This window comes from Nocardioides sp. JS614 (assembly GCF_000015265.1).
In the GTDB taxonomy this organism is placed as follows: Bacteria; Actinomycetota; Actinomycetes; order Propionibacteriales; family Nocardioidaceae; genus Nocardioides.
This window is the reverse complement of record NC_008699.1, coordinates 4,676,245-4,699,847: the sequence shown is the minus strand read 5'-3', so window position 1 is coordinate 4,699,847 and position 23,603 is coordinate 4,676,245. Positions and strand designations below refer to the sequence as shown.

The window sequence follows — 23,603 nt, the reverse complement described above, 5'->3', positions numbered from 1 at the left end:
CGCACCGGCGATCAGCCGGGGCCCATCACCTGCAGCGGGTCGAGGCCGAGGCCGGTGAGCACGGCGCGGGCGGCGTTGCGGCCGGGGCGGCCCGAGACCGAGCCGCCGGGGTGGACGGTCGCGCCGGTGAGGAACAGCCCCGGCACGTCGGTGTCGTAGCGCTGCCAGCCCGCGACCACCTCGCCGTCGTACCTGCCGTCGAGCCAGAACTCCCCGCCGTGGCAGGAGCCGCCGATGTTCTGCGGGTTGTGCGCGGCCACGTCGATCGGCGACTCGGTGCTCAGCTCGAGGAGGTCCGCCGGCGCGAGCCCGTGCGAGCGGCGCCGGACCAGCTCGAGCAGGCGCTCGCCGTACTCGTCCTTGACGTCGGCCCAGGCCCGTCCGCCGGAGAGGGCGTACGGCGCGATCGTCAGGATCTTGAACGTCCCGCCGCCGTCGGGCGCCCGGGTGGGGTCCACCGCGGTCTGGTTCACCACCAGCAGCCAGGGGTCGTCCGCGTCGGGCTCGCCGACGGCGAAGCGCTCCAGGTGCCGCAGCATCCCGCCGGTGGTGCCGAGCCCGGCGGCGGCCGCGGGGATGCGGTCCGGGCCGAAGCCGAGGTCCGCGCGCAGCGCCGCGTGCACCGCGAGCACGCTCAGGCCGGGGCGCCAGGCCTCCCGGGCGGCGACCAGGTCGGGGGTGGGCTCACGGCCCTCGAGCAGCGCACCGAGCTTCGCGACGTGGCCGCCGGCGACCACCGCCCGACCGACCCGGACCTCCTGCCCGCCGGCCACCCGGACCGTCCGGACACCGGAGGAGTCGGCGCCGATGCCGGTGACCGGGCTGGAGCAGACCACGCGGCCGCCGTGCTTCTCGATCAGCCGGACGAGCGCGTCCGGCAGCGCCTGGCTGCCGCCGACCGGTGTGCTCCATCCGAAGTCGAGGCGGCCGGCGACCAGGGAGGATGGCAGGAAGCCGGTGCCGGGTCGGCGGGGATCCTGGATCGTGGCCATCGCCAGCCAGAGCACGAAGGAGCGGATGACCGGATGGGTGAACTGCTCGTGCACGACGTCCCAGGCGCTGCGGCGGCGCAGGGCGAGGTAACGCCGGCTCGCGTCGTCGTCGGGCTGGGGCAGGTGCGAGCTCCAGCGCCCGTGCGCGGCCGAGAGCCCGCCGCGCCACTGGCCCACGAGCTCCTCGAAAGCACGCGCGTCGGCGCTGGACCACCGGGCGATCTCGGCGGCGGTGCCCTCCAGGTCGCGGTGCATCACGAGCACGTCGCCGTCCTGCTGGGGCATCACCACCGCCGGGTCGGTCGCGAGGTACTCCAGGCCGTGGTCGGCGAGCAGGCCGAGCTCGTCGTCGCGGATCAGCGGGTTGTTCTGGATCAGCACGTGCGCGCTGCTGCACGAGTCGTGGGCGAAGCCCGGCAGGGTCAGCTGCTCGGTGCGGGTGTTGCCGCCCGGCGTCTCGTTCGCCTCGAGCACCAGCACCTCGAGACCCGCTCGGGCCAGGTACGCCGCGGCGATCAGCGAGTTGTGGCCGGCGCCGACGACGACCACCTCGGCCTGCGCGGGCAGGTCCGGGACCGGCTGCGAAGTCATGGGGTGAGGCTGACACGGACCACAACCGTTTGCAAGAGACCTGCTCAATGGCCGCCGCCGGTGCGGTCCCCGCGAGGGCTGCCGTCCCGCCATATGCGGGGAAATGCTTGACAGACTGTGGCGCCCTTCACAAGACTGCGGATGCCGCAATCGATTGCGACAATCATGAGTGCAGCACCGAGGAGGAAGAATGTCGCACGTTTCGCTTCGCCAGGCTTGGACAGCCGTGGCCCTGACCGGAGTGCTGGCGCTCGGACTGGCAGCCTGCGGTGGTGACGACTCGGAAGGCGGCGGTGGCGACAGCTCCGGCCCGATCCGGATCGGCTCCTCGCTCCCGCTGACCGGCGAGTTCTCCCAGCCCGGCCAGGCGGCAAAGCAGGGCTACGAGGTCTGGCAGGAGATGGTCAACGATGCCGGCGGCCTCCTGGGCCGGGAGGTCGAGCTCGTCGTCAAGGACGACGCCTCGAACCAGAACACCGTGGTCACCGACTACAACGCGCTGATCAGCCAGGACAAGGTCGACCTCCTTCTCGGGACCTTCTCCTCGCTGCTCAACCTGCCCGCCTCGGCGGTCGCGGAGAAGAACCAGATGCTGTACGTCGAGCCCGCGGGCGGCTCGCCCGACATGTTCAACCGCGGCTTCAAGTACCTCTTCTTCACCCAGCAGGCGACCTCGAACCTGCAGGGCAAGGTGTTCGCCGAGTGGGTCGCCGCCCTCCCGGAGGACCAGCGGCCGAAGACCGCGGCGTACCCGACCCTCGACGACCCGTTCGCCGCGCCCAACGTGGCCGGCATCCAGGAGATCCTCGAGGCCGCGGGCGTGGAGACGGTCTACCAGGAGACCTACGCGATCGACACCAAGAACTTCGACACGATCGTCAACGCCATGAAGAACGCGGACCCCGACCTGGTCGTGCACGGTGCGCAGTTCGAGGACGGCATCGGCCTGACCCGCTCGATGCTCAAGGCCGACTTCACCCCTGGCATGTTCTACGAGACCAACGCCCCGTCCTTCGGTGCGCAGTACAGCGACGGCATCGGCATGGAGAACACCGAGGGCGTCATCTACGCGGTCAGCCACTCGCCTGAGGCCGACACCCCCGGCAACGCCGAGTTCGTCGCCAAGTACAAGGAGATGTTCGGCACCGACGAGGTCCCCGAGGACGCCGCCGACGGCTACGCCGCGGCCCAGGTGATGCAGGCGGCCGTCGAGGCCGTGGGCAACATCGACGACCAGGAGGCGATGGCGAGCTGGCTGCGCGAGAACGAGGTCGACACGATTCTGGGCTCGCTGTCCTGGGACGAGACCGGCGCGCCGACCGGTGAGTTCCTGATCGGCCAGTGGCAGAACGGCAAGCCCGAGATCGTGCTGCCGGCCGACGTGTCCACCGCGGACATCGAGCCCGGCTGGCACCCGGGGGCCGGTGGCTGATGACCGAGCTGCTCCAGAACCTCCTCCTCGGCCTGCTGCTGGGCGGCGTGTACGCCCTCGCGGCGAGTGGGTTGACCCTGATCTTCGGTGTCATGCGGGTGATCAACATCGCCCACGGCGCGTTCCTGATCCTGGCCTCGTTCATCACCTACTGGCTGTGGGACGCGTTCGGCATCGACCCGTTGCTCGCGATCGTGATCACGACCCCGATCGTGTTCGCGCTCGGGTGGGTCACCTACAAGGTCGTCGTGTCCCCGATCCGCACGGCGCCGATGGCGTCGACGGTGCTGCTCACCTTCGGGCTGGCGCTGGTGGTCGAGGGTGCGATGGGGGAGATCTGGGGCAACAACTCGACGGCGGTCCGGCCGTCGTACGCCGATGAGTCCTTCATCTTCGGGGGTCTGTTCCTCCCGAAGGCCCAGGTGTACGGCGGCCTGATCGCGGTCGTGGTCCTCGTCCTGCTGTGGGGCGTGCTGACCAAGACGTGGCTGGGCCGGGCGATCCGCGCGGCGGCGACGAACCCGTCGTCCGCAGAGCTGGTCGGCATCAAGGTGAGCGCGGTCGCGGCTCTCGTGTTCGCGCTCGGGATCGCGGCCGCCGGTGCCGGCGGTGCGATCACCGGGGTGCTCTACCCGTTCGTCCCCGGCTCGCACTACCAGTGGATCGCGCGGTTGCTCGCGATCGTGGTGCTCGGCGGCCTCGGGAGCCTCAACGGCGCGGTCCTCGGCGCGCTCATCTTCGGCATCGCCGAGACGCTGACCGCCGCCTACGTGTCGCCCTCCTGGGCAACCGCCGTCCCGTACGCCATCGTGTTCCTGGTGCTGCTGATCCGCCCGCAGGGACTGCTCGGCACCCGACTCCGAGAGGATGCAGTAGCAGCATGAAACCGATCTGGCTGGGCCGGGCGGTCGCCCTCGCCGCGGGCGTCCTGCTCGTCGCCTACCCGATGCTCAGCGACGACATCTACTACCAGAACATGATCATCCTGTCGCTGATCTTCGCGGTCGGTGCCAGCGGGCTGAACATCATCTCCGGCTTCGCCGGCTACATCTCCCTGGGCCAGGGCGCGTTCCTCGGCCTCGGCGGCTACACCATCGGCGTGCTCGCGGGGAGGTACCCCGACGCCAGCCCGTGGCTGTGGGTGCCGCTCGGCGGGATCGTGGCGGCGGGCGTGGCGCTGATCCTCGGGTTCGTGTCGCTGCGCTCCCGCGGCCCGGCGTTCGTGATCATCACCGTCGCGTTCCTGTTCCTGGTGCAGGTGATCGCGGTCAACTGGGTGTCGTTGACCAACGGCACCACCGGTCTGACGCTGCCGCTGCCCACCTGGGACCGCGACATCATGAACTGGCCGTTCTACTACGTGCTGGTGGCCATCTTGGCCCTCCAGCTGCTGATGACCTGGTGGATCCGCCGCACCAAGCTCGGGATGGGCCTGATCGCGATTCGCGAGGACGAGACCAAGGCCGCGACGATCGGCATCAACCTGCCGGTGCAGAAGATCATCGCCTTCATGGCCAGCGCCCTCTTCGTGGGGATGGCCGGCGCGGTCTATGGCTACTACCTGACCTTCATCGACCCGCGCGGCATGTTCAGCATCCTGATCAGCGTCCAGCTGGTCCTCTCGATGCTGATCGGCGGCAAGGCCACCCTGTGGGGCCCGGTGATCGGCGCGTTCCTGGTCGAGTGGCTCAACGAGATGGCCAACAACGACTGGGGCGGCGGCAATACCCGGCTGTTCCTGTTCGGCGGGCTGCTGATGGCGGTGGTGATCTTCCTGCCCAAGGGCATCATCCCGGCGATCGAGTCGGCGCTCAGCTGGCGCCGTACCCGCGGCAAGGCCGGCCTGGTCGGCGCCCGGATCGGCACCGGCGGCAGCCTGGCCTCGATCACCGACCGGGTGCACCTGGTCGACCGCAGCAAGATCCCGGACCGGGCCCTGCTCGAGGTCAAGAACCTCAAGCGCCACTTCGGCGGCGTGAAGGCGGTCGACGGTGCGTCGTTCGCCGTGCCGGAGGGCTCGATCACCGGCCTGATCGGGCCGAACGGCTCGGGCAAGACCACGCTGTTCAACCTGATCGACGACACGATCCGTGCCGAGTCCGGTGAGATCTGGCTCGAAGGACGGCGCATCGACGGGATGCGGTCCTGGCAGCGCGCGCACCTCGGCCTGGGCCGCACCTTCCAGATCACCCGGCTGTTCCGGGAGATGACCGTGCTGGAGAACGTCGTCGCGGTGCAGCGCAGGTTCTCGATCGCCCAGCTCGGCCGGATCGCGGTGAGCGGCGCCGAGGCCAAGGCCGCCGAGGAGCTCCTGGAGTTCGTCGGCATGCGGGCCTTCCGGGACCAGAAGGCGCAGGCGCTGTCCTACGGCCAGCAGAAGCTTGTCGAGCTGGCCCAGATCCTGATGCTCGATCCCAAGCTGATCCTGCTCGACGAGCCGGCCGGTGGCATCAACCCGGTGCTCATCGAGCGGATGGGCGAGATGATCCGGGAGCTGAACTCCTACGGGAAGACGTTCCTGATCGTCGAGCACAACATGCCGTTCGTGCTGGGGCTGTGCGACCCGATCCACGTGCTCGCCCGGGGCCGGACGATGGCGTCGGGGACGCCGGAGGAGATCCAGCGCGACCCCGCCGTGATCGACGCCTACCTGGGCGACGACTTCGTCCTCGAGGAGAAGGTGGCCCCGTGATGAGCGGACAGTCGACCGACGCGCCGATGCTGAGGATGCAGGGCGTCGTCGCCGGGTACGGCGGCGGCGACGTGCTCCAGGGCGTCGACATCACCGTCCCGCCCGGCTCCGTGGCCTGCATCGTCGGGCCCAACGGCGCCGGCAAGTCCACGGTCCTCAAGACCGTCAGCGGCCTGCTCTCGCCCCGGCTCGGCGAGGTGCACCTGCAGGGCGAGCCGATCCACCGGGCCTCGGCCGCCGAGATCCTCGAGCGGGGCATCTCGCAGGTGCCGCAGTCGAACGCGCTGTTCCCGAGCATGACCGTCCGCGAGAACGTGCTGCTCGGCGCCTACATCATCCGGCACCAGAAGGCGCTGGTGAAGGAGCGCTACGACCAGGTGGCCGCGCTGTTCCCGATCGTCGCCGACCGGTGCAACGACAACGCCGGCAACCTGTCCGGCGGGCAGCGCCGGATGGTGGAGTTCGCCCGGTCGCTGATGCTCGACCCGGTGCTGCTGCTGCTCGACGAGCCCTCGCTGGGGCTGGACCCCAAGGCCCTGCAGACCCTCTACGAGTCGGTGCTGGTGCTCCGCGACAGCGGCAAGACGATCCTCATCGTCGAGCAGAACGTCCGCTTCGGCATGCGGATGGCCACCGACGGCATCGTGATGGAGTCCGGCAAGGTCGTCACCCAGCGTCCCGCCGCGGCGATCCTCTCCGACCCGCACATCGCGCAGATGTACTTCGGCGGCACCGTGTCCGGCGCCCAGGCCGAGGTCACCCCCGACATCCCGATCGCCACCTCCGGCTGAGTCGACCCCGCTGCCACTGGTGCGGCAGGCTGGACCCGTGCGCTTCACCGAACACGAGCTGACCGTCGCCCTGACCGGGGCCGCCAAGAGCGTGCTCGCGACCCAGGACCGCTCGGTCCGCAAGGGGCAGCGGACCGAGGACGAGGCGTGGGAGGCGCTGTCCCGCTTCGAGCGGTTCCAGATGCTCGACGGGCTCGGCACCCAGCTGCTGCCCGCCCTGGTCGCGCTGCCGGACGTCGAGGTGACCCCGGGCGAGCGGCCGACGTTCACCGACGCGCAGGTGCGCACGGCCGTCGAGGAGCGGCTCGGTGACGAGCGCGGCGTACGTCGCAAGGCGCTGCTCACCGCACGGGTCGCGCTGGTCAAGCTGGCCCTCGAGTGCCTGCCGCCGCGCCAGGACCCGGACGCGCTGATCGTCCCCGACCACCTCTGAGGCGCTACCCCAGCGCGGCGTTGACGACCTCGCGCGCCTCCTGCTGCACCTGGGCCAGGTGGCCGGGGCCGCGGAACGACTCGGCGTAGATCTTGTAGACGTCCTCGGTGCCGGACGGCCGGGCCGCGAACCAGGCGGACTCGGTGGTGACCTTGAGGCCGCCGATCCGGGCGCCGTTGCCGGGTGCCTCGGTGAGCTTGGCGGTGATCTCCTCGCCGGCCAGTGAGGTCGCGGTGACGTCGTCGGCGGACAGCGCGGACAGGGCCGCCTTCTGCTCCCGGGTGGCGGGCGCGTCGATCCGGGCGTACGCCGGCTCCCCGTGCTCGGCGACCAGGTCGGCGTAGTGCGCCGAGGGCGACCGGCCGGTGCGCGCCAGCACCTCGGAGGCGAGCAGCGCGAGGATGATGCCGTCCTTGTCGGTGGTCCACGCCGAGCCGTCCCGGCGCAGGAACGACGCGCCGGCCGACTCCTCCCCGCCGAACCCGAACGAGCCGTCGATCAGCCCCGGCACGAACCACTTGAACCCGACCGGCACCTCGACCAGCTCGCGCCCGATCGCCGCCGCGACGCGGTCGATCATCGAGGACGACACCAGGGTCTTGCCGATCCGTGCCGTGGCGGGCCAGCCCCGCCGGGCCCCGCCGAACAGGTAGCCGATCGCGACCGCGAGGTAGTGGTTGGGGTTCATCAGCCCGGCGTCCGGCGTGACGATCCCGTGCCGGTCGGAGTCGGCGTCGTTGCCGGTCGCGATGTCGTAGGCGTCGCCCCCCTCGGTCATGCGGGCGATCAGCGAGGCCATCGCGCTGGGCGAGGAGCAGTCCATCCGGATCTTGCCGTCCCAGTCGAGGGTCATGAACCGCCAGGTCGGGTCGACCAGCGGGTTCACCACGGTCAGGTCCAACCGGTGCCGCTCGGCGATCTCGGCCCAGTACGCCACCGACGCGCCGCCCAGCGGGTCCGCGCCGATCCGCACGCCGGCCCCGCGGATCGCCTCGAGGTCGACCACGTTCGGCAGGTCGTCGACGTAGGTCCCCAGGTAGTCGTACGGCGCGGCCGCGGCGCGGGCCCGCCCGAAGGGGACCCGAGTCACCCCGGCCAGGTCGTTCCGGATCAGCTCGTTCGCGCGGGCCGCGATCACCGACGTCGCGTCGGTGTCGGCCGGCCCGCCGTGCGGCGGGTTGTACTTGAACCCGCCGTCCGAGGGCGGGTTGTGCGACGGCGTCACGACGATGCCGTCGGCGAGCCCGGACCCGGTCACCCGGCCGCCGTTGACCCGCAGGATCGCGTGCGAGACCGCCGGCGTCGGGGTGTAGCCGTCGCGGTCGTCGACCAACACGGTCACGTCGTTGCCGGCCAGCACCTCCAGCGCCGTCGCCCAGGCCGGCTCCGAGAGCCCGTGGGTGTCGCGGCCCAGGAACAGCGGCCCGTCGTACCCCTGCTCGCGCCGGTAGTCGCAGATCGCCTGCGTGGTCGCCAGGATGTGGGTCTCGTTGAACGCGGTGCGCAGCGACGATCCGCGGTGCCCGCTGGTGCCGAACGCGACCTGCTGCTCGACGTCGTCCGGGTCGGGGACCCCGGTGTAGTACGCCGTGACCAGGTGCGCGACGTCGACGAGGTCGGCGGGCTCGGCGGGCTGTCCGGCGCGGGAGTCGCTCATGTTCCCATCATGCCGGTCGATGGGTTTCGGTAACCGCGCCATCGGGCACGGCAGACAGGGACCCCATGACGACCCTCACCGACCGCGACGCCCCGCCCGACCATCGCCCCAGCCTGCGGGCGGTGGTCCGCAGGCTGGGCGTGAACCTGCTGGTCGCCTGCGCGGTCCCCGCCACGGTCTTCTACACCTGCCTGCGCCTTGAGGGCGTGTGGGTCGCGATCTTCGCCGCGCTCACCTGGTCGTACGGCGCGATCGCGTGGCGCGCGCTCACCGGCCGGCGTACCTCGGGCCTGCTGATCCTCACCGCGGTGGTGATGACCGGGCGCACCCTGATCGCGCTGCTGACCGACAGCACCTACCTCTACTTCCTGCAGCCGATCATCAGCGACAGCCTGATCGGGCTGACGTTCCTGGTCACGCTCGCGACCGCGCGGCCGATGGTCGCCCGGCTGGCGGGCGACTTCTACCCGATGGACGAGGAGCTGCACGGGCGCCCGGCGATCCGCCGGCTGTTCCGCTCCCTCACCCTGGGCTGGGCGCTGCTCTGCCTCGGCAAGGCGTTGTGGACGCTGTGGCTGCTGCAGTCGCAGTCGCTGGAGACGTTCGTGCTCGTCAAGAGCGTCTCGGTGCTGCTGCTCAACGGCCTCGCCGTGGCCGCCACCCTCGGCGCGGCCGCGCTGGTCGCGCGCCGCGAGGGCCTGCTCGGCGACCGCCTGGCCCCGACCCCGGTGCCCGTCCCGGTCCCCGTCCCGGTGGCCGCGACGGTCACCGGGCGCGGCTGAGCCTCACCGCCCGATCGCGTCCAGCGTCGCGAGGTCCTCCCCGTCGAGGTGCAGCCGGCCGGCGCCGAGGTTCTCCTCCAGGTGTGCGACCGAGCTGGTGCCGGGGATCAGCAGGATGTTCTCCGAGCGCAGCAGCAGCCAGGCCAGCGCGACCTGCATGTGCGTGGCGCCGTGCCTGGCCGCCACGGCGTGCACCGCGTCGAGGGCGAGTGGGCTGAACCCACCGAGCGGGAAGAACGGCACGTAGTAGACGCCCTGGTCGGCCAGGGCGTCGATCAGCTCGTCGTCCTCGCGGTGCGCGACGTTGTAGGCGTTCTGGACCATCGCGACCGGCGCGATGTCCTGCGCGATCTTCACCTGCTCGGCGGTGGCGTTGCTCAGCCCCAGGTCGCAGACCAGGCCCTGGGAGTGCAGGTCGGCCAGCACCGTCCACTGCGCCTCGAAGTCACCGTCCCAGCCGTCCAGGAACCGCAGGTTGACCCCGCCGAGCCGCTCGACGCCGAGCCGGCCGAGGTTGTCGTGCACGGCCTCCTTGATCTCGTCGGGCTCGAAGGCGGGCAGCCAGGCGCCGGTGTCGTCGCGCCGGGCGCCGACCTTGGTGACCAGGACCAGCTCGGGCGGGTAGGGGTGCAGCGCCTCGCGGATCAGGTCGTTGACCACGTAGGGGCCGTAGTAGTCGCTGGTGTCGATGTGGTCCACGCCGAGCTCGACCGCCCGCTGCAGCACCCGTGTCGCCTCGTCGGGGTCCGCGGGCGGGCCCATGATGCCCGGCCCCGTCAGCCGCATCGCGCCGAATCCGATCCGCTTCACGTCCGAGAGTCGCTTCATGCGCCCACTGTGCTCCGTCGAGCCGCCCCGGCCAAGGGCTGCCCCGGACCTACGATCGTGGCGGGATGAGGCGGTCGAGGTGAGGGGCGCGCGCACGGTGGTCCTGGTGGGCGTGGGCCTGCTGGTCCTGCTCGCCGGCCCGGTGGCGCTCCTGCTCGCCGGGCTGACGCTGTACTTCCCGCGGGTGCGGGCGTGGCTGCGGCCGAGCCGCCGGGTGGTCGCGTGGTGGCTGGTGGCGGTCCTGGCCGTGGCCGGCCTGGCGGTCGTCGTGCCCGACGGGTGGCTGCCGATCGCGCCGGGTCCGGGCACGTGGGCGACGCCGTCGTACGTCGGGCGCCCCGTGGTCGGCGGCGCCGAGCACGGGCCTGCGGGGGAGTCGCCGCAGGTGCGCACCCGGTCCTACGGCCTCGACGACTGCCGCCGGCTCGAGGTGGACCCGCACGGCCGCCTGGTCGCGGTGTGCGGCGACGCCGGCAGTCCCGTGCTGCGGCTCGTCGACGCCGAGAGCCTGCGCCAGCGGGCGACCAAGGACCTCCCCGCCCGCGGCGCGGGCTGTCCGGCGGCCTTCGACCTCGACACGGACGGCCGGGTGGTCGTGGCAGCCGGGGACCGGCTGCTGGTGGTCGGCACCGCCGACGCCGACGACGAGCCGGACCTGACCACCGAGGCCACGATCGACCTGGGCATCGCCGCCGACGACTGTGTCGTCGGGGTCGCGGCCGCGGGCGAGCGCACCTGGTTCGTCTCGCGTGCGGGGGTGGCCGGCGTCGTCGCGGGGGACCGGGTCGCGACCGTCGACCTCGACGACACCGTGGACCGGCCGCTCGCGGCCGTCGCCGCCGGCGCCTACGTCGCCGGCGCCCAGGCACTCCACCGGGTGGTGCTCACCGGCGGGCGTGTCACGGTCGCCTGGAGCTCGGCGTACGACGGCGGCGGCGAGCGCGGTGCCGCCCCCGTGCCGCTGCCGTCGGGCCTGGTGGCGGTCGCGGACAACCGCGAGCCGCGGCTCCAGGTGGTCTTCCACCGCGCCGACACCGGCGCGCCCGTGTGCCGGACCGAGGTCTTCGGCGACGACGCCGGGGCGACCGACGGCGGGCTGGTGGCCGCGGGCGACGCCGTGGTCGTGCAGAACTCCCACGGCTACGACGGGCCGCTCTCCACGGTCCTGGGGCGCACCACCGACCGCGGCATCGCGCGGGTCGCGGTCGTGGACGGCGAGTGCCGGGTCACCTGGTCGACGGAGCTGGACGTGCCGAGCGGCGCCCCGGCGGTGTCGGTGGCGGACGGGATCGTCTACGCCTACGTCAAGCGGCACAGCTGGCTCGGTGTGGACGCGTGGTACCTCACCGCCCTCGACCTGGACACCGGCCGGCTGCTGTGGGGGCGCCGCACCGGCCTCGGCGTGCTCCGTGACAACCACCACGGCGAGGTCACCCTCGGCCCGGGCCGGGCGGCGTACGTCCCGGTCCTCGGCGGCCTGGTCCGGGTCCGCGACCGTGAGGTGGACCCGCAGGATCAGGGGTAGCGGATGCCGGTGGTCTGCTCGCTGAGCTCCCACAGCCGCCGCTGGGCGGCCTGGTCGTGGGACAGCTTGTTGCTGGTGGTCACGTGCGGGACGCCGCCGCCCTCCGCGAACCCGCTCGGCCCGCAGTAGGTGCCGCCCGGCAGGTCCGCGGTCGCGGCCATCAGGGTCGGCCAGGCGCCCTCGTCGGCGCGATTGGGCGAGATCGCCTTGATCGCCGCGTCCAGGATCGTGGCCCGGCCGCCGCGGGCGCGGCCGTACTGCCCGTTCGCCGCGAGGTGGGTGGCCGCGAAGCCGGGGTGCGCGGCGAGTGCGCGGACCGGCAGCTCGGCGCGGCGGGCCCGCCGGTCCAGCTCGTAGGTGAACAGCAGGTTGGCCAGCTTGGACCGGGCATAGGTCGGCCAGCGCTGGTAGCGGCCGTGCTGGCTGCGGGGGTCGTCCAGCGGCGCGGAGCGCGCGACCCGGTGCATCTGCGAGGAGACCGTGACGACGGTGCCGGCTCCGCTCGCGACGAGCTGCGGCAGCAGCAGGCCGGTGAGCAGGAACGGCCCGAAGTGGTTGGTCGCGAGCTGGAGCTCGAGCCCGTCCCCGGTGCGGTGGTACGGCGTCCCCATCACGCCGGCGTTGTTGACCAGCACGTCGATCGGGCCGAGGCCGGCCGCCTGGACCGCGGCCCGGCGTACCGACGCCAGGTCGGCCAGGTCGACGACCAGGGTCTCCAGCGCGGCGGCCGGGACCTCGGTCGTGATCGCCGCCCGGGTCTCCTCCAGCCGCTGCTCGGTCCGGCCGGCGAGCACCACCCGGGCGCCGCGGCGGGCCAGCTCGAGCGCGGTGAACTGCCCCAGCCCGCCGACCGTGGTGCCGGTGACCAGCACCGTCCTCCCGTCCTGGGGCGGGATGTCCGCGAGCGACCAGGTGGCCGCGGTCCTCCATGGCGTGGTCATGGCGTGGTCACGGCGTGGTCGCCATCGCCTCGAGGATCCGGCCCGCGAGCTCCTCGTCGCCCGCGACCTCGAACGTGCCGGGCTCGGGCTCGCGGCGGCCGCCGGCCAGCAGGATGAACGCCTGGCGGTCCATCCGCAGCAGCACGTCCGGCGCGGCGGGCACCTCGCGGAGCCGCTCGCCGCGGCCGGTGTCGTTGACCGTGAAGGCGTACGGTGCGCTGCCCTCCAGCTCGAGCACCACCGTGCTGCCGCCGGGGGCGCCGACCCGCTTGGCCAGCACGTAGCCCAGGCTCTCGGCGAGATACTCGGCGGTGTGCCGGGCGGCCGCCGAGTCCATGCCGCCGGGGCGGTCCACGGCGCGGCGGACGTCCTGCTCGTGCATCCACACGTCGAGCGGCCGGTTGCGCAGCAGCGTGCGCCAGTCCCAGCCGACCCCGCCGAAGATCGGCTCCGGCTTGACCGAGGCGTCGGTCGGCGGGTCGGCCAGCAGCCGGGTGTGCCGGGCGGTCGCCGCGGACCGGATCTCGTTGATGATCGCGTCCGGGCTCGCGGCGCGCCGGGTGACGACCCCGATCTCGGTGTAGAGCCCCATCAGGCCGGTGACGTGGTCCGGCTCGCCCACCTCGGCGGTCTCCTCGGGGGCACCGGAGAGGATCGACTCCAGGTGCGCGATGTGCGAGGCGACCGCCTTGACGTCCCACCCCGGGAGGTCGGTGGGCGTGGCCCACTCCGCTTCGTCGAGCTCCTCGAGAAGGTCGGTGAAGTCGTTGATCGCCTGCCACCAGACGTCGATGTACCCGCGGAGCAGGTCGGTGTCTGACACGGCTGACGGGGCGTCGGTCATGTCCGGAACCCTAGCCGCGTGCGAGCAGCACCGCGATGGCGAGCATCGTCACACCGATGAGCACGTCGAGCACCTGCCAGGCCCGCGGGCTCGCGAGCAGCCGACCGGCCCGGCGGGCGCCGTACCCCAGTCCGGAGAACCACAGGACGCTCGCGAGGCTGGCGCCGAGGGCGAACCACCAGCGGCCGGTCGGCCCCTCGTGGTTGGCGATCGAGCCGAGCAGCAGCACGGTGTCGAGGTACACGTGCGGGTTGAGCCAGGTCAGCGCGAGCGCGCGTACGGCGACGCCGCGGACGCCGGTCGCGCCCCGGCCGGCCGCGTGCAGCGCGTCCGCGCGACGCGCGCGCAGCAGTGAGGAGACGCCGTACCACGTCAGGAACGCGACACCGAGCCAGCGGACCAGGTCCAGGACCCACCCGGCCTGCTCCACGATGGTGCCGATCCCGGCGACCCCGCCGGTGATCAGCACGACGTCGGAGATCGCGCAGATGGCGACCACGACGCCGATGTGCTCGCGGGCCAGGCCCTGGCGCAGCACGTAGGCGTTCTGCGCGCCGATCGCCACGATCAGTGACAGGCCGGTGACCAGGCCGGTGAACGTGGAGTCGAGCACGGGCTCACGCTAGGCCCGCGAACCGTCTGAAGGCCAACGAAACAATCTGCACGACCATTAGCATCGCTTCATGGAGCTCGTGCCGGCCCAGCTCGCCGCTCTGGTCGCGATCGCCGACCACGGCACGTTCGAGGCGGCGGCGCGCGAGCTGCACGTCACGCCGTCCGCGATCAGCCAGCGGATCCGAGCGCTGGAGTCCGAGGTCGGCCAGGTGGTCGTGCAGCGCACCGTCCCGTGCCGGCCGACGGAGGCCGGCCGGGTGCTCCTGCGGCTGGCCCGGCAGACGCGGCTGCTGCACGACGAGGTCCGCGACGCGCTCGCCCACGGACACCGCTCGACCGTCGAGCTGCCGGTCGCGGTCAACGCGGACTCGTTGGCGACCTGGTTCCGCGGGACGGTCGCCGAGGTGGCCGGGTGGCCGGACGTCGCGCTGCGGCTGCACGTGGAGGACCAGGCGTTCTCGGCCGGCCTGCTCCGGGGCGGGGAGGTGCTGGCCGCCGTGACCTCCGAGCCCGCCGCGGTCCAGGGCTGCTCGGTCGAGCGGCTCGGGACGCTGCGCTACGTGCCGGCCGCGGCGCCGTCGTTCGTCGAGCGCTGGCGACACGGGCGCGGCGCCGACTGGGCCGGCATGCCGGTCGTGGTGTTCAACGAGAAGGACGCCTTGCAGCACGAGGTCCTCGCCGCCCGCGGCGTCGGGCTGCCCGACGTCGTGCATCGGGTGCCGACCTCCGCGGACTTCCTCGAGGCGGTCCGGCTCGGTCTGGGCTGGGGGATGATCCCGGAGCCGCAGCTGCGCCCCGACGTGCGGTCCGGGCGGCTGGCGCCGCTGCCCGGCCGCCGGCACGTCGACGTCGCGCTGCACTGGCAGCGCTGGCGGCTGGACTCACCGACGCTGGACCGGCTCACCGGTGCCGTGCACCGGGCCGCCCGCGCCGCGCTGCGGGTCGGCTGAGGGCTCGCGGTCAGCGCACGGGCGGGTCCGCGCGCCGCTCCTCGACGTACGTCGAGGTCGAGCGGCTGCGCTGCTGGTTGATCACCAGTGCGAGCACGATGGCGAGGGCGCCGACGATCAGGAAGATCCACCCGAGAGTGTCGCCGGCGATCGCGTCGTCGACGCTGGCGGGGAGGTCCACCGCGCCGGTCACGAGGATGAGACCCAGGACGAGCAGGACGATGCCGATTCCGATACCCATGGACGGATCGTTCCCCGCCCGACCTGCGGATACACCTCGGCCCGGCGGGTTTCCCCTGCCGGGCCGAGGTGCTGGTGCGGGTCAGCGTTCGATCAGAAGGCGTCCTCGTCGAGGTCCATCAGGCTCAGGTCGATGGACTCGGCGATGGCCCGCTCGGCGGTCAGCCGCGGCAGGTTGTTCTGCGCGAAGAACTGGGCGGCCGCGATCTTGCCCTCGTAGAACGCGCGGTCCTTCGCTCCCAGGGACCCGGCGTCGCCCCCGAGCTTCTCGAGCGCCACCTCGGCCTGGCGGAGCAGCAGCCAGCCGCACACGACGTCGCCGAGCACCATCAGCAGGCGGGTGGTGTTCAGCCCGACCTTGTAGATGTTGCGGACCTCCTCCTGGGAGGACATCAGCTCGTTGATCATGTGGCCGACGATCGCGTTGGCGTCCGCCAGCGCGGTGGCCAGCAGCTCGCGCTCGTTCTTCAGGCGGCCGTTGCCGGCCTCGCTGTCGATGAACTTCTGGATCTCGCCGGCCAGGTGGCCCAGGGCCTTGCCCTGGTCCTTGACGATCTTGCGGAAGAAGAAGTCCTGGCCCTGGATCGCGGTCGTGCCCTCGTAGAGGGTGTCGATCTTGGCGTCGCGGACGTACTGCTCGATCGGGTACTCCTGCAGGAAGCCGGAGCCGCCGAGGGTCTGCAGCGACTCGGTCCCGAGCAGCACCCACGAGCGCTCCGAGCCGTAGCCCTTGACGATCGGGAGCAGCAGGTCGTTGACCTTCTCGGCGAGCTCGTCGCGCTCCCCGTTGTGCTCGGCGATCATCACCCTGTCCTGCCAGGACGCGGTGTAGAGCACCAGGGCGCGCATCGCCTCGGCGAACGACTTCTGCGTCATCAGCGAGCGGCGTACGTCGGGGTGGTGGGTGATCGTCACCCGCGGCGCGGTCTTGTCCGCGGACTGGGCGAGGTCGGCGCCCTGCACCCGCTCCTTGGCGAACTCCAGCGCGTTGAGGTAGCCGGTCGACAGCGTCGCGATCGCCTTGGTGCCGACCATCATCCGGGCGTTCTCGATGACCTGGAACATCTGGGCGATGCCGTTGTGGACCTCGCCGAGGAGGTAGCCGACGGCCGGCTCGCCGCCGCCCACGCCCGGGTCGCCGAAGGTCAGCTCGCAGGTGTTGGAGACCTTGATGCCCATCTTGTGCTCGACGTTGGTGACGTAGGCGCCGTTGCGCTCGCCGAGCTCACCGGTCTCGAGGTCGAAGTGGTACTTCGGCACGATGAACAGGCTCAGGCCCTTGGTGCCGGGGCCGCCGGCGCCCTCGACGCCGACCGGGCGGGCCAGCACCATGTGGATGACCTGGTCGCTGACGCCCTCGGCGGAGGTGATGAAGCGCTTGACGCCCTCGATGTTCCAGGTGCCGTCGTCGTTGGGGGTCGCCTTGGTGCGGCCCGCTCCGACGTCGGAGCCGGCGTCCGGCTCGGTGAGCACCATGGTGGTGTTCCAGCCGTTGTCGACGATGAGCTGAGCGATCTGGCGGTCCCGCTCGTTGCCGTTGCGCCACAGCACGCCGGCGAACATCGGGCCCGCGCCGTACATCCAGATCGCGGGGTTCGCGCCGAGGACCAACTCGCCCATGGCCCAGCAGATGCTGGACGGCGCCGGCGTACCGCCGAGCTCGGCGAACGTGGTGAGCCGCCAGTACTCGGCGTCCATCCACGCCTGGTAGCTCTTCACGAACGCCTCCGGCAGCGGGGCGGTGTTGGTCTTCGGGTCGAAGACCGGCGGGTTGCGATCACCCTCCACGAACGACGCGGCGAGGTCCTCGCGCGCGAGGCGGTCGACCTCGGTGAGGATCGCGCGGGCGGTCTCCGAGTCGACCTCGGCGAACGGTCCGGTCCCGAGGATCTCGTCGCGACCGAGCACCTCGAAGAGGTTGAACTCGATGTCTCGCATGTTGCTCTTGTAGTGGCTCACAGCCCCACCTTCGCGGTTGTGTACTCGTCGGTAACATCAATGATACCTACCGGTGAGTAACCCAGCAAGGTCAGCGTCTCCCGCGTCGACTTCGTCGCCGCGCGGGGCCGCGGATCGATCCGGGAGCTGATCGCCAGACGGTCTGGTTGCGGTGGGTACACGGGTGCGGGCCGCCCCTTCGGCCCAACAGTTCCGGTTTCCCCGGTTCACCGGGGAAACCGACCCCGGGCGCCAGGCGTCAACGCTCCAGGCGCAGCGCCAGGGCGGGGCAGGCGTTCACCGCCCGGCGGGCGTGGTGCAGGCGGCGTCGGGCCGGAGTCCACCGCCGCGGACTTCTCGGCCGATCCTGGAACTTCCCGGCCGAAGTTTCGGCCCAACAGTTCCGGTTTCCCCGGTTCACCGGGGAAACCGACCCCAGGCGCCAGGCGTCAACGCTCCAGGCGCAGCGCCAGGGCGGGGCAGGCGGACACCGCCCGGCGGGCATGGCGCAGGTCGGCGTCGGCGACCTCGGGGCGGCGCAGGATCGGGAACCCGTCGCCGTCGTTCTCGAGGTTCTCGGGCAGCAGCAGGCCGCACAGGCCGTGCCCGTCGCAGCGGGTCCAGTCGACCTCGATCCTCATCGGGCACCGCCCGGGTCCGGGCGCCCGAGCGGGCCCAGGGGGAGCACGCCGGCGTAGGGCCGGCCGCAGCCGCCGTGCTGGCGGTGCAGCTCGAGCTCGTCGCCGAGCGTCGCGAGGGCGGTCGAGACGAACGCCGTGGTGCCGTCGGGGTGGGCGCACGCGCCGCGGCCGACCAGGCCGCGCAGCCGCGCCTCGACCGCTGGCGCGGCTCGCCCGTGCAGCAGCTCCCCGACGTCGTGGGCGAGGGCCGCGGTGCCGTACAGGCACGGGCCGCACTGCCCGGCCGACTGGGCGGCCAGCCATCGGGTGACCGCGGTGACCTCGGCAAGGGCGCAGACCTCCCGCGGGAGCCGGGCGACCACGCCCGCGTTGAGCGGGAGGCCGGCGGCGCGCAGCCCGGGGCGGGCGGCCGCCAGGCCGTCGACGTCGCGCACCCAACGACCGTGGTAGCCGCCGACCAGCACCGGGCCGCCCGCGCCCGGGAGCAGCGCGTCCAGCGGCAGGTCGGTCGGGACCTCCACCACCCCCTGGGTCCGGGTGTCGCCGAGCAGCGTGAGCAGGGTGGTGCCCGGCTCCTCCGGGTTGCCGACGGCCCCGAACTCCGTCGCGCCCAGCGAGACCAGCAGCGCGACCTGCGCGAACGTCTCGACGTTGCTGGCGAAGGTCGGGGCGCCGCGCAGCCCCGAGTCCGACGGGAGGGTACGGCGGCTCGGCGGGACGGCCGGGCCGCCGTCCAGTCCCCGCAGCAGCGCGCGGACCTCGCCGGACACGAACCGGCCGGCCGTCCGGCGCAGGTCGACCCGCTCGTGGATCGGCTCGTCCCGGGCGCGCTCGTCGAGGGCGGTGCGCAGCGAGGCGAGCGCAGCCGCGTCGTGCACGGCGATCGTGACGTGCCGGGTGCGCAGCGCCCGGGCGACGGCCAGGGCCCCGTCGAGGACCAGGTGCGGGGTCAGCGTCATCAGGGTCCGGTCCTTGCGGCTGGCCGGCTCGCTCTCCGAGCCGTTGACCAGGACCTGGGTCCGGGACCCGGTGGGGACGGCCAGCAGCTTGGTGGCGACCGGGAAGGCCGCGCCGCCGCGGCCCAGCAGCCGGACCTCGGCGGCCGCGGCGGCCAGCTCCTCGACCGAGCGGTGCCGCTGGGGTCCGTGCCGGTGCCGGTGCGTGACCAGGTCGGCGCGGACGCCCCGGGTGACGCCCCCGAGCAGCCGGGCGGTGCCGAGGGCGGTGGCGCTCACCGGGCACCGCCCGTCGGGGCCAGGGTGGCCGCGAGCTCCTGCCGGGTCGCCGCCAGCGGCGTCGCCGCGTGCTCCTCCTCGGCGAGCAGCCGGCTCCACAGCGCGACCAGGACCGCGACCGCGGACCCGGCGTACAGCGTCAGCGCCCACCAGGTCCGGGTGTCGGTGCCCGACCACAGGCCGTGGGCGATGCTGAGCGGCCAGACGGCGTAGGCGAGCGCGTGCACCGGCCGCCACCAGCGGACCGCCCGCGGCGAGCCCGTGATCCGGCCGCGCAGCGCGCCGACCAGCGCGACCACGGCGAGGCAGTACGCCGCCAGGGTGCCCAGTCCGACGGCGGTGCCGCGGTAGCCGGCCGTGAACGGGACCAGGGCGCCGGGCACCGAGATCGCCACGTGCCGGTCGAGGACCAGCAGCACGGCGTGCAGGCCGAGCAGGGCGAGGGTCACCACGGCCGCGGAGCGGTGCGCGAGCTGGAGCAGCAGCCGGGACTCGCGGCCCTCGACCCGCCGACCGCCGGTGGTCCCGGAGGCCCAGGCGCCCAGGCAGATCGCGACCGTCGCGCCGGCGAGCGCGGTGAAGCCGGCCGCACGCGCGAGGAACCAGAGCGTCATGCCGCCCTCCCCTCCGTCGGCCAGGAGCCGACCAGCCGGACCGCGCCGGCCCGGTCGACCAGGCGGGCGTCGACGCCGGCGAGCGCGAGCCGGGCGGCCGCGGCCTCGCCCCAGACCAGCGCGGCGGTGCTGAACGTGTTGGCCTCGACGGCGGACGGCGCCCAGACCGTGGCGGTCCGGAACGGCCCGTCGGTGGGGCGCCCGGTCGCGGGGTCGACGACGTGGTGGGCGGGACCGGCACCGGTGCGCCAGCGGCGCACCGTGCTCGAGGACGTCGCCAGGCCGCCGTGGGTGAGGCCGACGACCTCGCCGGGGCGGTCCGGCGCCTCCGCCACCCGGACCCGCCACGGCGACCCGGCCGAGCCGGCGACAGCGACGTCCCCGCCGATCTCCACGAGCGCGGGGCGGCGGAGCCGGGCGGAGACCCGGCGGGCGGCCTCGTCGGCCGTCCACGCCTTCGCCGTCGCCCCCAGGTCGAGGCGCAGCCCCCGGGCGACGCCGACCCGGCCGAGGTCGTGGTCGACGACCACCCGGGTCCAGTCCGCGCCAGCCCGGGGCGCCCGGGCGGTCGGCCCGGTCGGACCCGGGCGCTCGCGGACCACGTCGAGATCGGCGTCGTAGCCGAGCGCCACCAGCTGGCCGCCGATCGTCGGGTCGACGGCACCGTCGGTACGCCGGGCGGCGTCGAGCGCGGCCTCGACGAGGGTCTGGGTGAGCGGCCCGACGGGCAGCAGCCGGGGTGCGGCGGCGTTGACCCGCTCCAGCTCGGAGTCGCTGCGGAACCGGCTGACCGCCGCCTCGACCTCGCCCATCAGCTCGCGGACGATCCGGGCGGCGTCGTCGCTCACCCGGTCCGGCACCGGGTCGTCCCCGCCGACCACGACGCGGACCGTGCAGGACCAGTCCCGCCAGGTGTGGCCGGTCATGACGCGTTCGACCCCGCCTGGGGCTGGCCCGCCGGCGCCTGCGTGAGGCCGGTGCCCTGGCGGGAGCCGGTGTCCTGGCGGGTGCCGGTGTCCTGGCGGGAGCCGGTGTCGGTGGTCGTGGTGGTTCCGCCGGTCGACCCGGTCGCGTCGGTGGCGTTGGCGGCGACCGTGGCGAGGCCGGCGGTGCCGGCAACGGCGGTGATCACGATCCCGGCGGTGGCGTGGCGGGCGCGGCGGAGGACTCGGCGGCGGGGGTTCTCGGTCATGGCCCCACCGTGGCTCGACCTTGCTCAGCCCTGCCGGAACGGGCCCTCAAATCGAGGTCAAATCCTCGTCTGCTCAGGGGCGGCCGAGCAGCAGCCGGACGACCGTCCAGCCGTCTCGGCGGTCCAGCTCGAGCCGCCCGCCGCTGGCCTCGGCGCAGGAGCGGGCGATGTCCAGGCCGAGCCCGGTGGAGCCGCGGTCGCTGCGGCCCCGGCGTACGGCGTCCTCGGGCAGCCCGGGCCCGCGGTCGCGGACGTCGAGGCGGACCAGGCCGCCCGCCGCGGCGAGCTCCACCTCGATCGGGGTGCCGTCCGGGGTGTGCGCCATGCAGTTCTCGAGGAGGGCGTCGAGCGCGGCCCGCAGGTCGTCCTCGGCGCAGCGGACCAGCACCGGCCCGGGCATGATCCGGGTCGCGACGGTGCGGCCCTGGTCCTCCGCGAGCGGGCGCCAGAAGTCCACCCGGTCGTCGACGACGGCGGCGGCGTCGGCACGGGGGAGGGCGCCCTCGCGCTCGGGCCGGCGGGCCGCGTGGATCACGGCGGTGAGGGTCCGCTCGAGCTGGTCGAGATGGGCCTCGAGCTCCTCGGTGCGCTCCGAGGGCGGCAGCGCCTCGACGTCGAGCCGGACGGCGGTCAGCGGGGTGCGCAGGCGGTGGGACAGGTCTGCGACGGTCTCGCGCTCGGCGGCGAGCAGGTCGTCGATGCGACCGGCCAGGCGGTTGAGCGCGTGCGCCACCCGGCGTACCTCCGAGGGCCCGTCGTCGGGCGCGCGGGCGGTGAGGTCGCCCTCGCCGAGCCGGTCGGCGGCCGTGGCGGTGCTGGCGAGCTGGCGCACCAGGCGCCGGGCCACCACCTCGGCCGCCACCGCGGCGAGCACCAGCAGCCCGGCGGCGGCGGCCCCGAGCAGGAGCAGCCGGTCCAGCAGCTTGGCGCGTACGTCGGCCCCGGAGGCGTAGGCCAGCACGACGGCGTCGCCGTCGCTGGTCCCGGCGTGGACGCTGACCAGCTGGCCGCCGCCGACCTCGTGGACCTCGGCGTCCGAGACCGGCATCAGCCGGTTGTCGCCGTCGTCGTCGCTGTCCCCGTCGTCGCTGCCGTTGACCGTGGGGCCTGGCCGGCGCTCCTCGTGCTCGCCGGCGGCCGCCGGCAGGTCGGCGCCGAGGGCGGTGCCGTCGGGGAGCAGGACGGTGACCGGCGTCGACTCCTCGCGGGCGTTGAGCCGGTCGACGTAGGCGCCGAGCAGGGCGGCGTCGGCCGGGCCGGTGCTCACGTAGTCGGCGACGCTGCGGGCGACGTCGGAGGCGCCCTCCCGGCTCTCCTCCGTCGCCGTGCGCTGCAGCAGGAGCACCAGCGGGATCGCGAAGAGGACCAGCACGGTGGCGGTGGCACCGACGGCCAGCGTGAGGATCCGGGCCCGCAGGCTCATCGGGCCCTCACGCGGCGCCCGGGTCGACGAGCTTGACCCCCACGCCGCGCACGCTGATCAGGTAGCGCGGCTCGGCCGCGGTCTCGCCGAGCTTGCGGCGCAACCAGGACAGGTGCACGTCGACGGTCCGGTCCGCGCCGCCCCACGGCATCTGCCACACCTCGGCGAGCAGCTGGCGCTTGGTGACCACCTCGCCCGGGCGGGAGGCCAGGGCGAAGAGCAGGTCGAACTCCTTGCGGTTCAGGCTCAGCTCGGCGCCGTCCAACGCGGCGGTGCGCGAGACCGGGTCGACCACCAGGCCGCCGACGACCACCCGCGGGTCCTCGCGGACGGCCGGGGCGGAGCGGCGCAGCACCGCCCGCACCCGCGCCATCACCTGGGCGGCGGAGAACGGCTTGATCAGGTAGTCGTCGGCGCCGGCGTCGAGGAGCCGGACGATCTCCCGCTCGTCGTCGCGCGCGGTGGCGACCACGACCGGGAGGTCGCTGCCGGCCCGGATCAGGGCCAGCACGTCGGCGCCGTCGAGGTCGGGCAGCCCGAGGTCGAGGATCACCGCGTCGGGTCGCTCGGTGCTCACCGCCTTGATCGCCTCCACGGCGGTCGCCACCGGCACGACGGTCGCGCCGTGCTCCCCGAGCCCGCGGGAGAGCGTGCGCCGGATCTCCGGGTCGTCCTCGACCAGGAGGAGGCGGATCATGTCGGCCAGGCTAGCGCCGCTCACCCGCTCGCGGAGCCCGCGTCGGACCAGGCCGCCTCGGCGCCGCTGTGCCCGATCCGGGCGACCTGGACCCCGGTGCCGACCGCGGCCACGAGGGCGAGGACGCCGACCACGGTGGTCAGCGTGCGCAGGCCGCCCGCGGCCGCGCGCTCCGCCGGGGCCGAGTCGACGCCGGGAGCCGCCGTACGCCGCCGGTCGAGCCACCAGAAGCCGACCGCGAGCACGAACAGCGCGATCGTGAACGGCAGCAGCTGCTCGCCCATCTCGGTGTGCTTCTCGAGCAGCGCGGTCTCCGCGACGTCGTGCTCGAGGTTCTCGCCGCTGGCCGTCGACAGCGGGGTGAGGATCAGCGCCACCAGGCTCAGGCCCATCGGCATCGGGCCGGCCCAGGCGCGGAACCGCGGACAGACGACGGCGCCGATCACCACCAGGGCCGCGAGCGGGACCAGGACGGCGGTCGCGTGGACGATGAGCGGGTGCAGGGGCAGGCCGAGGATGTCGGACGGCATCGGGTTCTTCCTCTCTCGCG

24 protein-coding genes are annotated in these 23,603 nt (G+C 73.4%); 8 read left to right on the top strand and 16 right to left on the bottom strand.

Annotated elements, in window-relative coordinates; genetic code table 11:
* Window positions 1–11: 11 nt before the first annotated feature.
* On the bottom strand, window positions 12–1,583 hold the full coding sequence (locus NOCA_RS23965; RefSeq protein ID WP_011757870.1) for a phytoene desaturase family protein: 1,572 nt from the start codon (window positions 1,581–1,583) through the stop codon (window positions 12–14).
* Window positions 1,584–1,809: 226 nt separating this feature from the next.
* Here NOCA_RS23965 and NOCA_RS23960 point away from each other — a divergent pair, with 226 nt between their 5' ends.
* From NOCA_RS23960 to NOCA_RS23940, 5 genes are read left to right on the top strand one after another with little or no spacing between them, the layout of a single operon-like run.
* A complete protein-coding gene (locus NOCA_RS23960; protein ID WP_202944652.1) occupies window positions 1,810–3,015 on the top strand; it encodes an amino acid ABC transporter substrate-binding protein in 1,206 nt (401 codons plus the stop codon).
* Window positions 3,015–3,899, top strand: coding sequence for a branched-chain amino acid ABC transporter permease (locus NOCA_RS23955; protein ID WP_011757868.1), 885 nt, complete (start codon window positions 3,015–3,017; stop codon window positions 3,897–3,899). Before NOCA_RS23960 ends, NOCA_RS23955 begins: the two co-directional genes overlap by 1 nt.
* The gene (locus NOCA_RS23950) at window positions 3,896–5,707 is read left to right on the top strand and encodes a branched-chain amino acid ABC transporter ATP-binding protein/permease (RefSeq protein ID WP_011757867.1); all 1,812 of its coding nucleotides are present in this window, start codon (window positions 3,896–3,898) and stop codon (window positions 5,705–5,707) included. The genes NOCA_RS23955 and NOCA_RS23950 overlap by 4 nt, the downstream gene beginning before the upstream one ends.
* Complete coding sequence (locus tag NOCA_RS23945) at window positions 5,707–6,498, top strand: ABC transporter ATP-binding protein (RefSeq protein WP_011757866.1); 792 nt, start codon at window positions 5,707–5,709, stop codon at window positions 6,496–6,498. Before NOCA_RS23950 ends, NOCA_RS23945 begins: the two co-directional genes overlap by 1 nt.
* A 37-nt stretch (window positions 6,499–6,535) precedes the next feature.
* Complete coding sequence (locus NOCA_RS23940) at window positions 6,536–6,931, top strand: hypothetical protein (RefSeq protein WP_140404160.1); 396 nt, start codon at window positions 6,536–6,538, stop codon at window positions 6,929–6,931.
* Window positions 6,932–6,935: 4 nt separating this feature from the next.
* On the opposite strand, the gene pgm is transcribed toward NOCA_RS23940, so the two are convergent.
* Entirely contained in the window at window positions 6,936–8,588 is a 1,653-nt protein-coding gene (gene pgm, locus NOCA_RS23935) for a phosphoglucomutase (alpha-D-glucose-1,6-bisphosphate-dependent) (RefSeq protein ID WP_041546900.1), read from the bottom strand.
* A 65-nt stretch (window positions 8,589–8,653) separates the two neighbouring features.
* Here pgm and NOCA_RS23930 point away from each other — a divergent pair, with 65 nt between their 5' ends.
* A complete protein-coding gene (locus tag NOCA_RS23930) occupies window positions 8,654–9,370 on the top strand; it encodes a VC0807 family protein (RefSeq protein ID WP_011757863.1) in 717 nt (238 codons plus the stop codon).
* 3 nt (window positions 9,371–9,373) lie between these two features.
* Here the strand turns inward: NOCA_RS23930 and NOCA_RS23925 are convergent, their stop codons facing one another.
* Window positions 9,374–10,198 carry an oxidoreductase gene (locus tag NOCA_RS23925; RefSeq protein WP_011757862.1) on the bottom strand — a complete coding sequence of 275 codons (825 nt, stop codon included), beginning with the start codon at window positions 10,196–10,198 and terminating at the stop codon, window positions 9,374–9,376.
* A gap of 79 nt (window positions 10,199–10,277) precedes the next feature.
* Between NOCA_RS23925 and NOCA_RS23920 the strand changes: the two genes are divergently transcribed.
* Window positions 10,278–11,723 carry a hypothetical protein gene (locus NOCA_RS23920; protein ID WP_011757861.1) on the top strand — a complete coding sequence of 482 codons (1,446 nt, stop codon included), beginning with the start codon at window positions 10,278–10,280 and terminating at the stop codon, window positions 11,721–11,723.
* Here the strand turns inward: NOCA_RS23920 and NOCA_RS23915 are convergent.
* From NOCA_RS23915 to NOCA_RS23905, 3 genes are read right to left on the bottom strand one after another with little or no spacing between them, the layout of a single operon-like run.
* Window positions 11,714–12,664, bottom strand: coding sequence for an oxidoreductase (locus tag NOCA_RS23915; protein ID WP_011757860.1), 951 nt, complete (start codon window positions 12,662–12,664; stop codon window positions 11,714–11,716). The two genes, NOCA_RS23920 and NOCA_RS23915, sit on opposite strands and share 10 nt — an antisense overlap.
* 7 nt (window positions 12,665–12,671) lie before the next feature.
* Window positions 12,672–13,508, bottom strand: a complete 837-nt coding sequence (locus NOCA_RS23910; protein ID WP_011757859.1) for a maleylpyruvate isomerase family mycothiol-dependent enzyme — start codon at window positions 13,506–13,508, stop codon at window positions 12,672–12,674.
* A gap of 10 nt (window positions 13,509–13,518) precedes the next feature.
* A complete protein-coding gene (locus NOCA_RS23905; protein ID WP_011757858.1) occupies window positions 13,519–14,121 on the bottom strand; it encodes a LysE/ArgO family amino acid transporter in 603 nt (200 codons plus the stop codon).
* A 70-nt stretch (window positions 14,122–14,191) separates the two neighbouring features.
* On the opposite strand from NOCA_RS23905, the gene NOCA_RS23900 reads away from it, so the two are divergent.
* A complete protein-coding gene (locus NOCA_RS23900; protein ID WP_011757857.1) occupies window positions 14,192–15,073 on the top strand; it encodes a LysR family transcriptional regulator ArgP in 882 nt (293 codons plus the stop codon).
* Between the two features lie 10 nt (window positions 15,074–15,083).
* Here NOCA_RS23900 and NOCA_RS23895 read toward each other — a convergent pair whose 3' ends face one another.
* The 10 genes from NOCA_RS23895 to NOCA_RS23850 all read right to left on the bottom strand — a co-directional run bounded on the left by NOCA_RS23895 (window position 15,084) and on the right by NOCA_RS23850 (window position 23,583).
* The gene (locus tag NOCA_RS23895) at window positions 15,084–15,314 is read right to left on the bottom strand and encodes a DUF6458 family protein (protein WP_011757856.1); all 231 of its coding nucleotides are present in this window, start codon (window positions 15,312–15,314) and stop codon (window positions 15,084–15,086) included.
* Window positions 15,315–15,406: 92 nt separating this feature from the next.
* Complete coding sequence (locus NOCA_RS23890) at window positions 15,407–17,272, bottom strand: acyl-CoA dehydrogenase (RefSeq protein WP_011757855.1); 1,866 nt, start codon at window positions 17,270–17,272, stop codon at window positions 15,407–15,409.
* Between the two features lie 428 nt (window positions 17,273–17,700).
* Complete coding sequence (locus NOCA_RS23885) at window positions 17,701–17,892, bottom strand: ferredoxin (protein WP_011757854.1); 192 nt, start codon at window positions 17,890–17,892, stop codon at window positions 17,701–17,703.
* The gene (locus NOCA_RS27280) at window positions 17,889–19,127 is read right to left on the bottom strand and encodes an NADH-ubiquinone oxidoreductase-F iron-sulfur binding region domain-containing protein (RefSeq protein WP_011757853.1); all 1,239 of its coding nucleotides are present in this window, start codon (window positions 19,125–19,127) and stop codon (window positions 17,889–17,891) included. Before NOCA_RS27280 ends, NOCA_RS23885 begins: the two co-directional genes overlap by 4 nt.
* The gene (locus NOCA_RS27275) at window positions 19,124–19,741 is read right to left on the bottom strand and encodes a hypothetical protein (RefSeq protein ID WP_011757852.1); all 618 of its coding nucleotides are present in this window, start codon (window positions 19,739–19,741) and stop codon (window positions 19,124–19,126) included. The genes NOCA_RS27280 and NOCA_RS27275 overlap by 4 nt, the downstream gene beginning before the upstream one ends.
* On the bottom strand, window positions 19,738–20,667 hold the full coding sequence (locus tag NOCA_RS23870) for an FAD:protein FMN transferase (RefSeq protein WP_011757851.1): 930 nt from the start codon (window positions 20,665–20,667) through the stop codon (window positions 19,738–19,740). Before NOCA_RS23870 ends, NOCA_RS27275 begins: the two co-directional genes overlap by 4 nt.
* Window positions 20,664–20,933 (bottom strand): hypothetical protein, encoded by a 270-nt coding sequence (locus NOCA_RS23865; RefSeq protein WP_011757850.1) that lies wholly within the window; start codon window positions 20,931–20,933, stop codon window positions 20,664–20,666. The genes NOCA_RS23870 and NOCA_RS23865 overlap by 4 nt, the downstream gene beginning before the upstream one ends.
* Window positions 20,934–21,006: 73 nt before the next feature.
* On the bottom strand, window positions 21,007–22,356 hold the full coding sequence (locus NOCA_RS23860) for a HAMP domain-containing sensor histidine kinase (RefSeq protein ID WP_011757849.1): 1,350 nt from the start codon (window positions 22,354–22,356) through the stop codon (window positions 21,007–21,009).
* Between the two features lie 7 nt (window positions 22,357–22,363).
* Window positions 22,364–23,053, bottom strand: a complete 690-nt coding sequence (locus tag NOCA_RS23855) for a response regulator transcription factor (RefSeq protein WP_041548255.1) — start codon at window positions 23,051–23,053, stop codon at window positions 22,364–22,366.
* Between the two features lie 20 nt (window positions 23,054–23,073).
* Complete coding sequence (locus tag NOCA_RS23850) at window positions 23,074–23,583, bottom strand: DUF2231 domain-containing protein (RefSeq protein WP_011757847.1); 510 nt, start codon at window positions 23,581–23,583, stop codon at window positions 23,074–23,076.
* Between the last annotated feature and the right edge of the window lie 20 nt (window positions 23,584–23,603).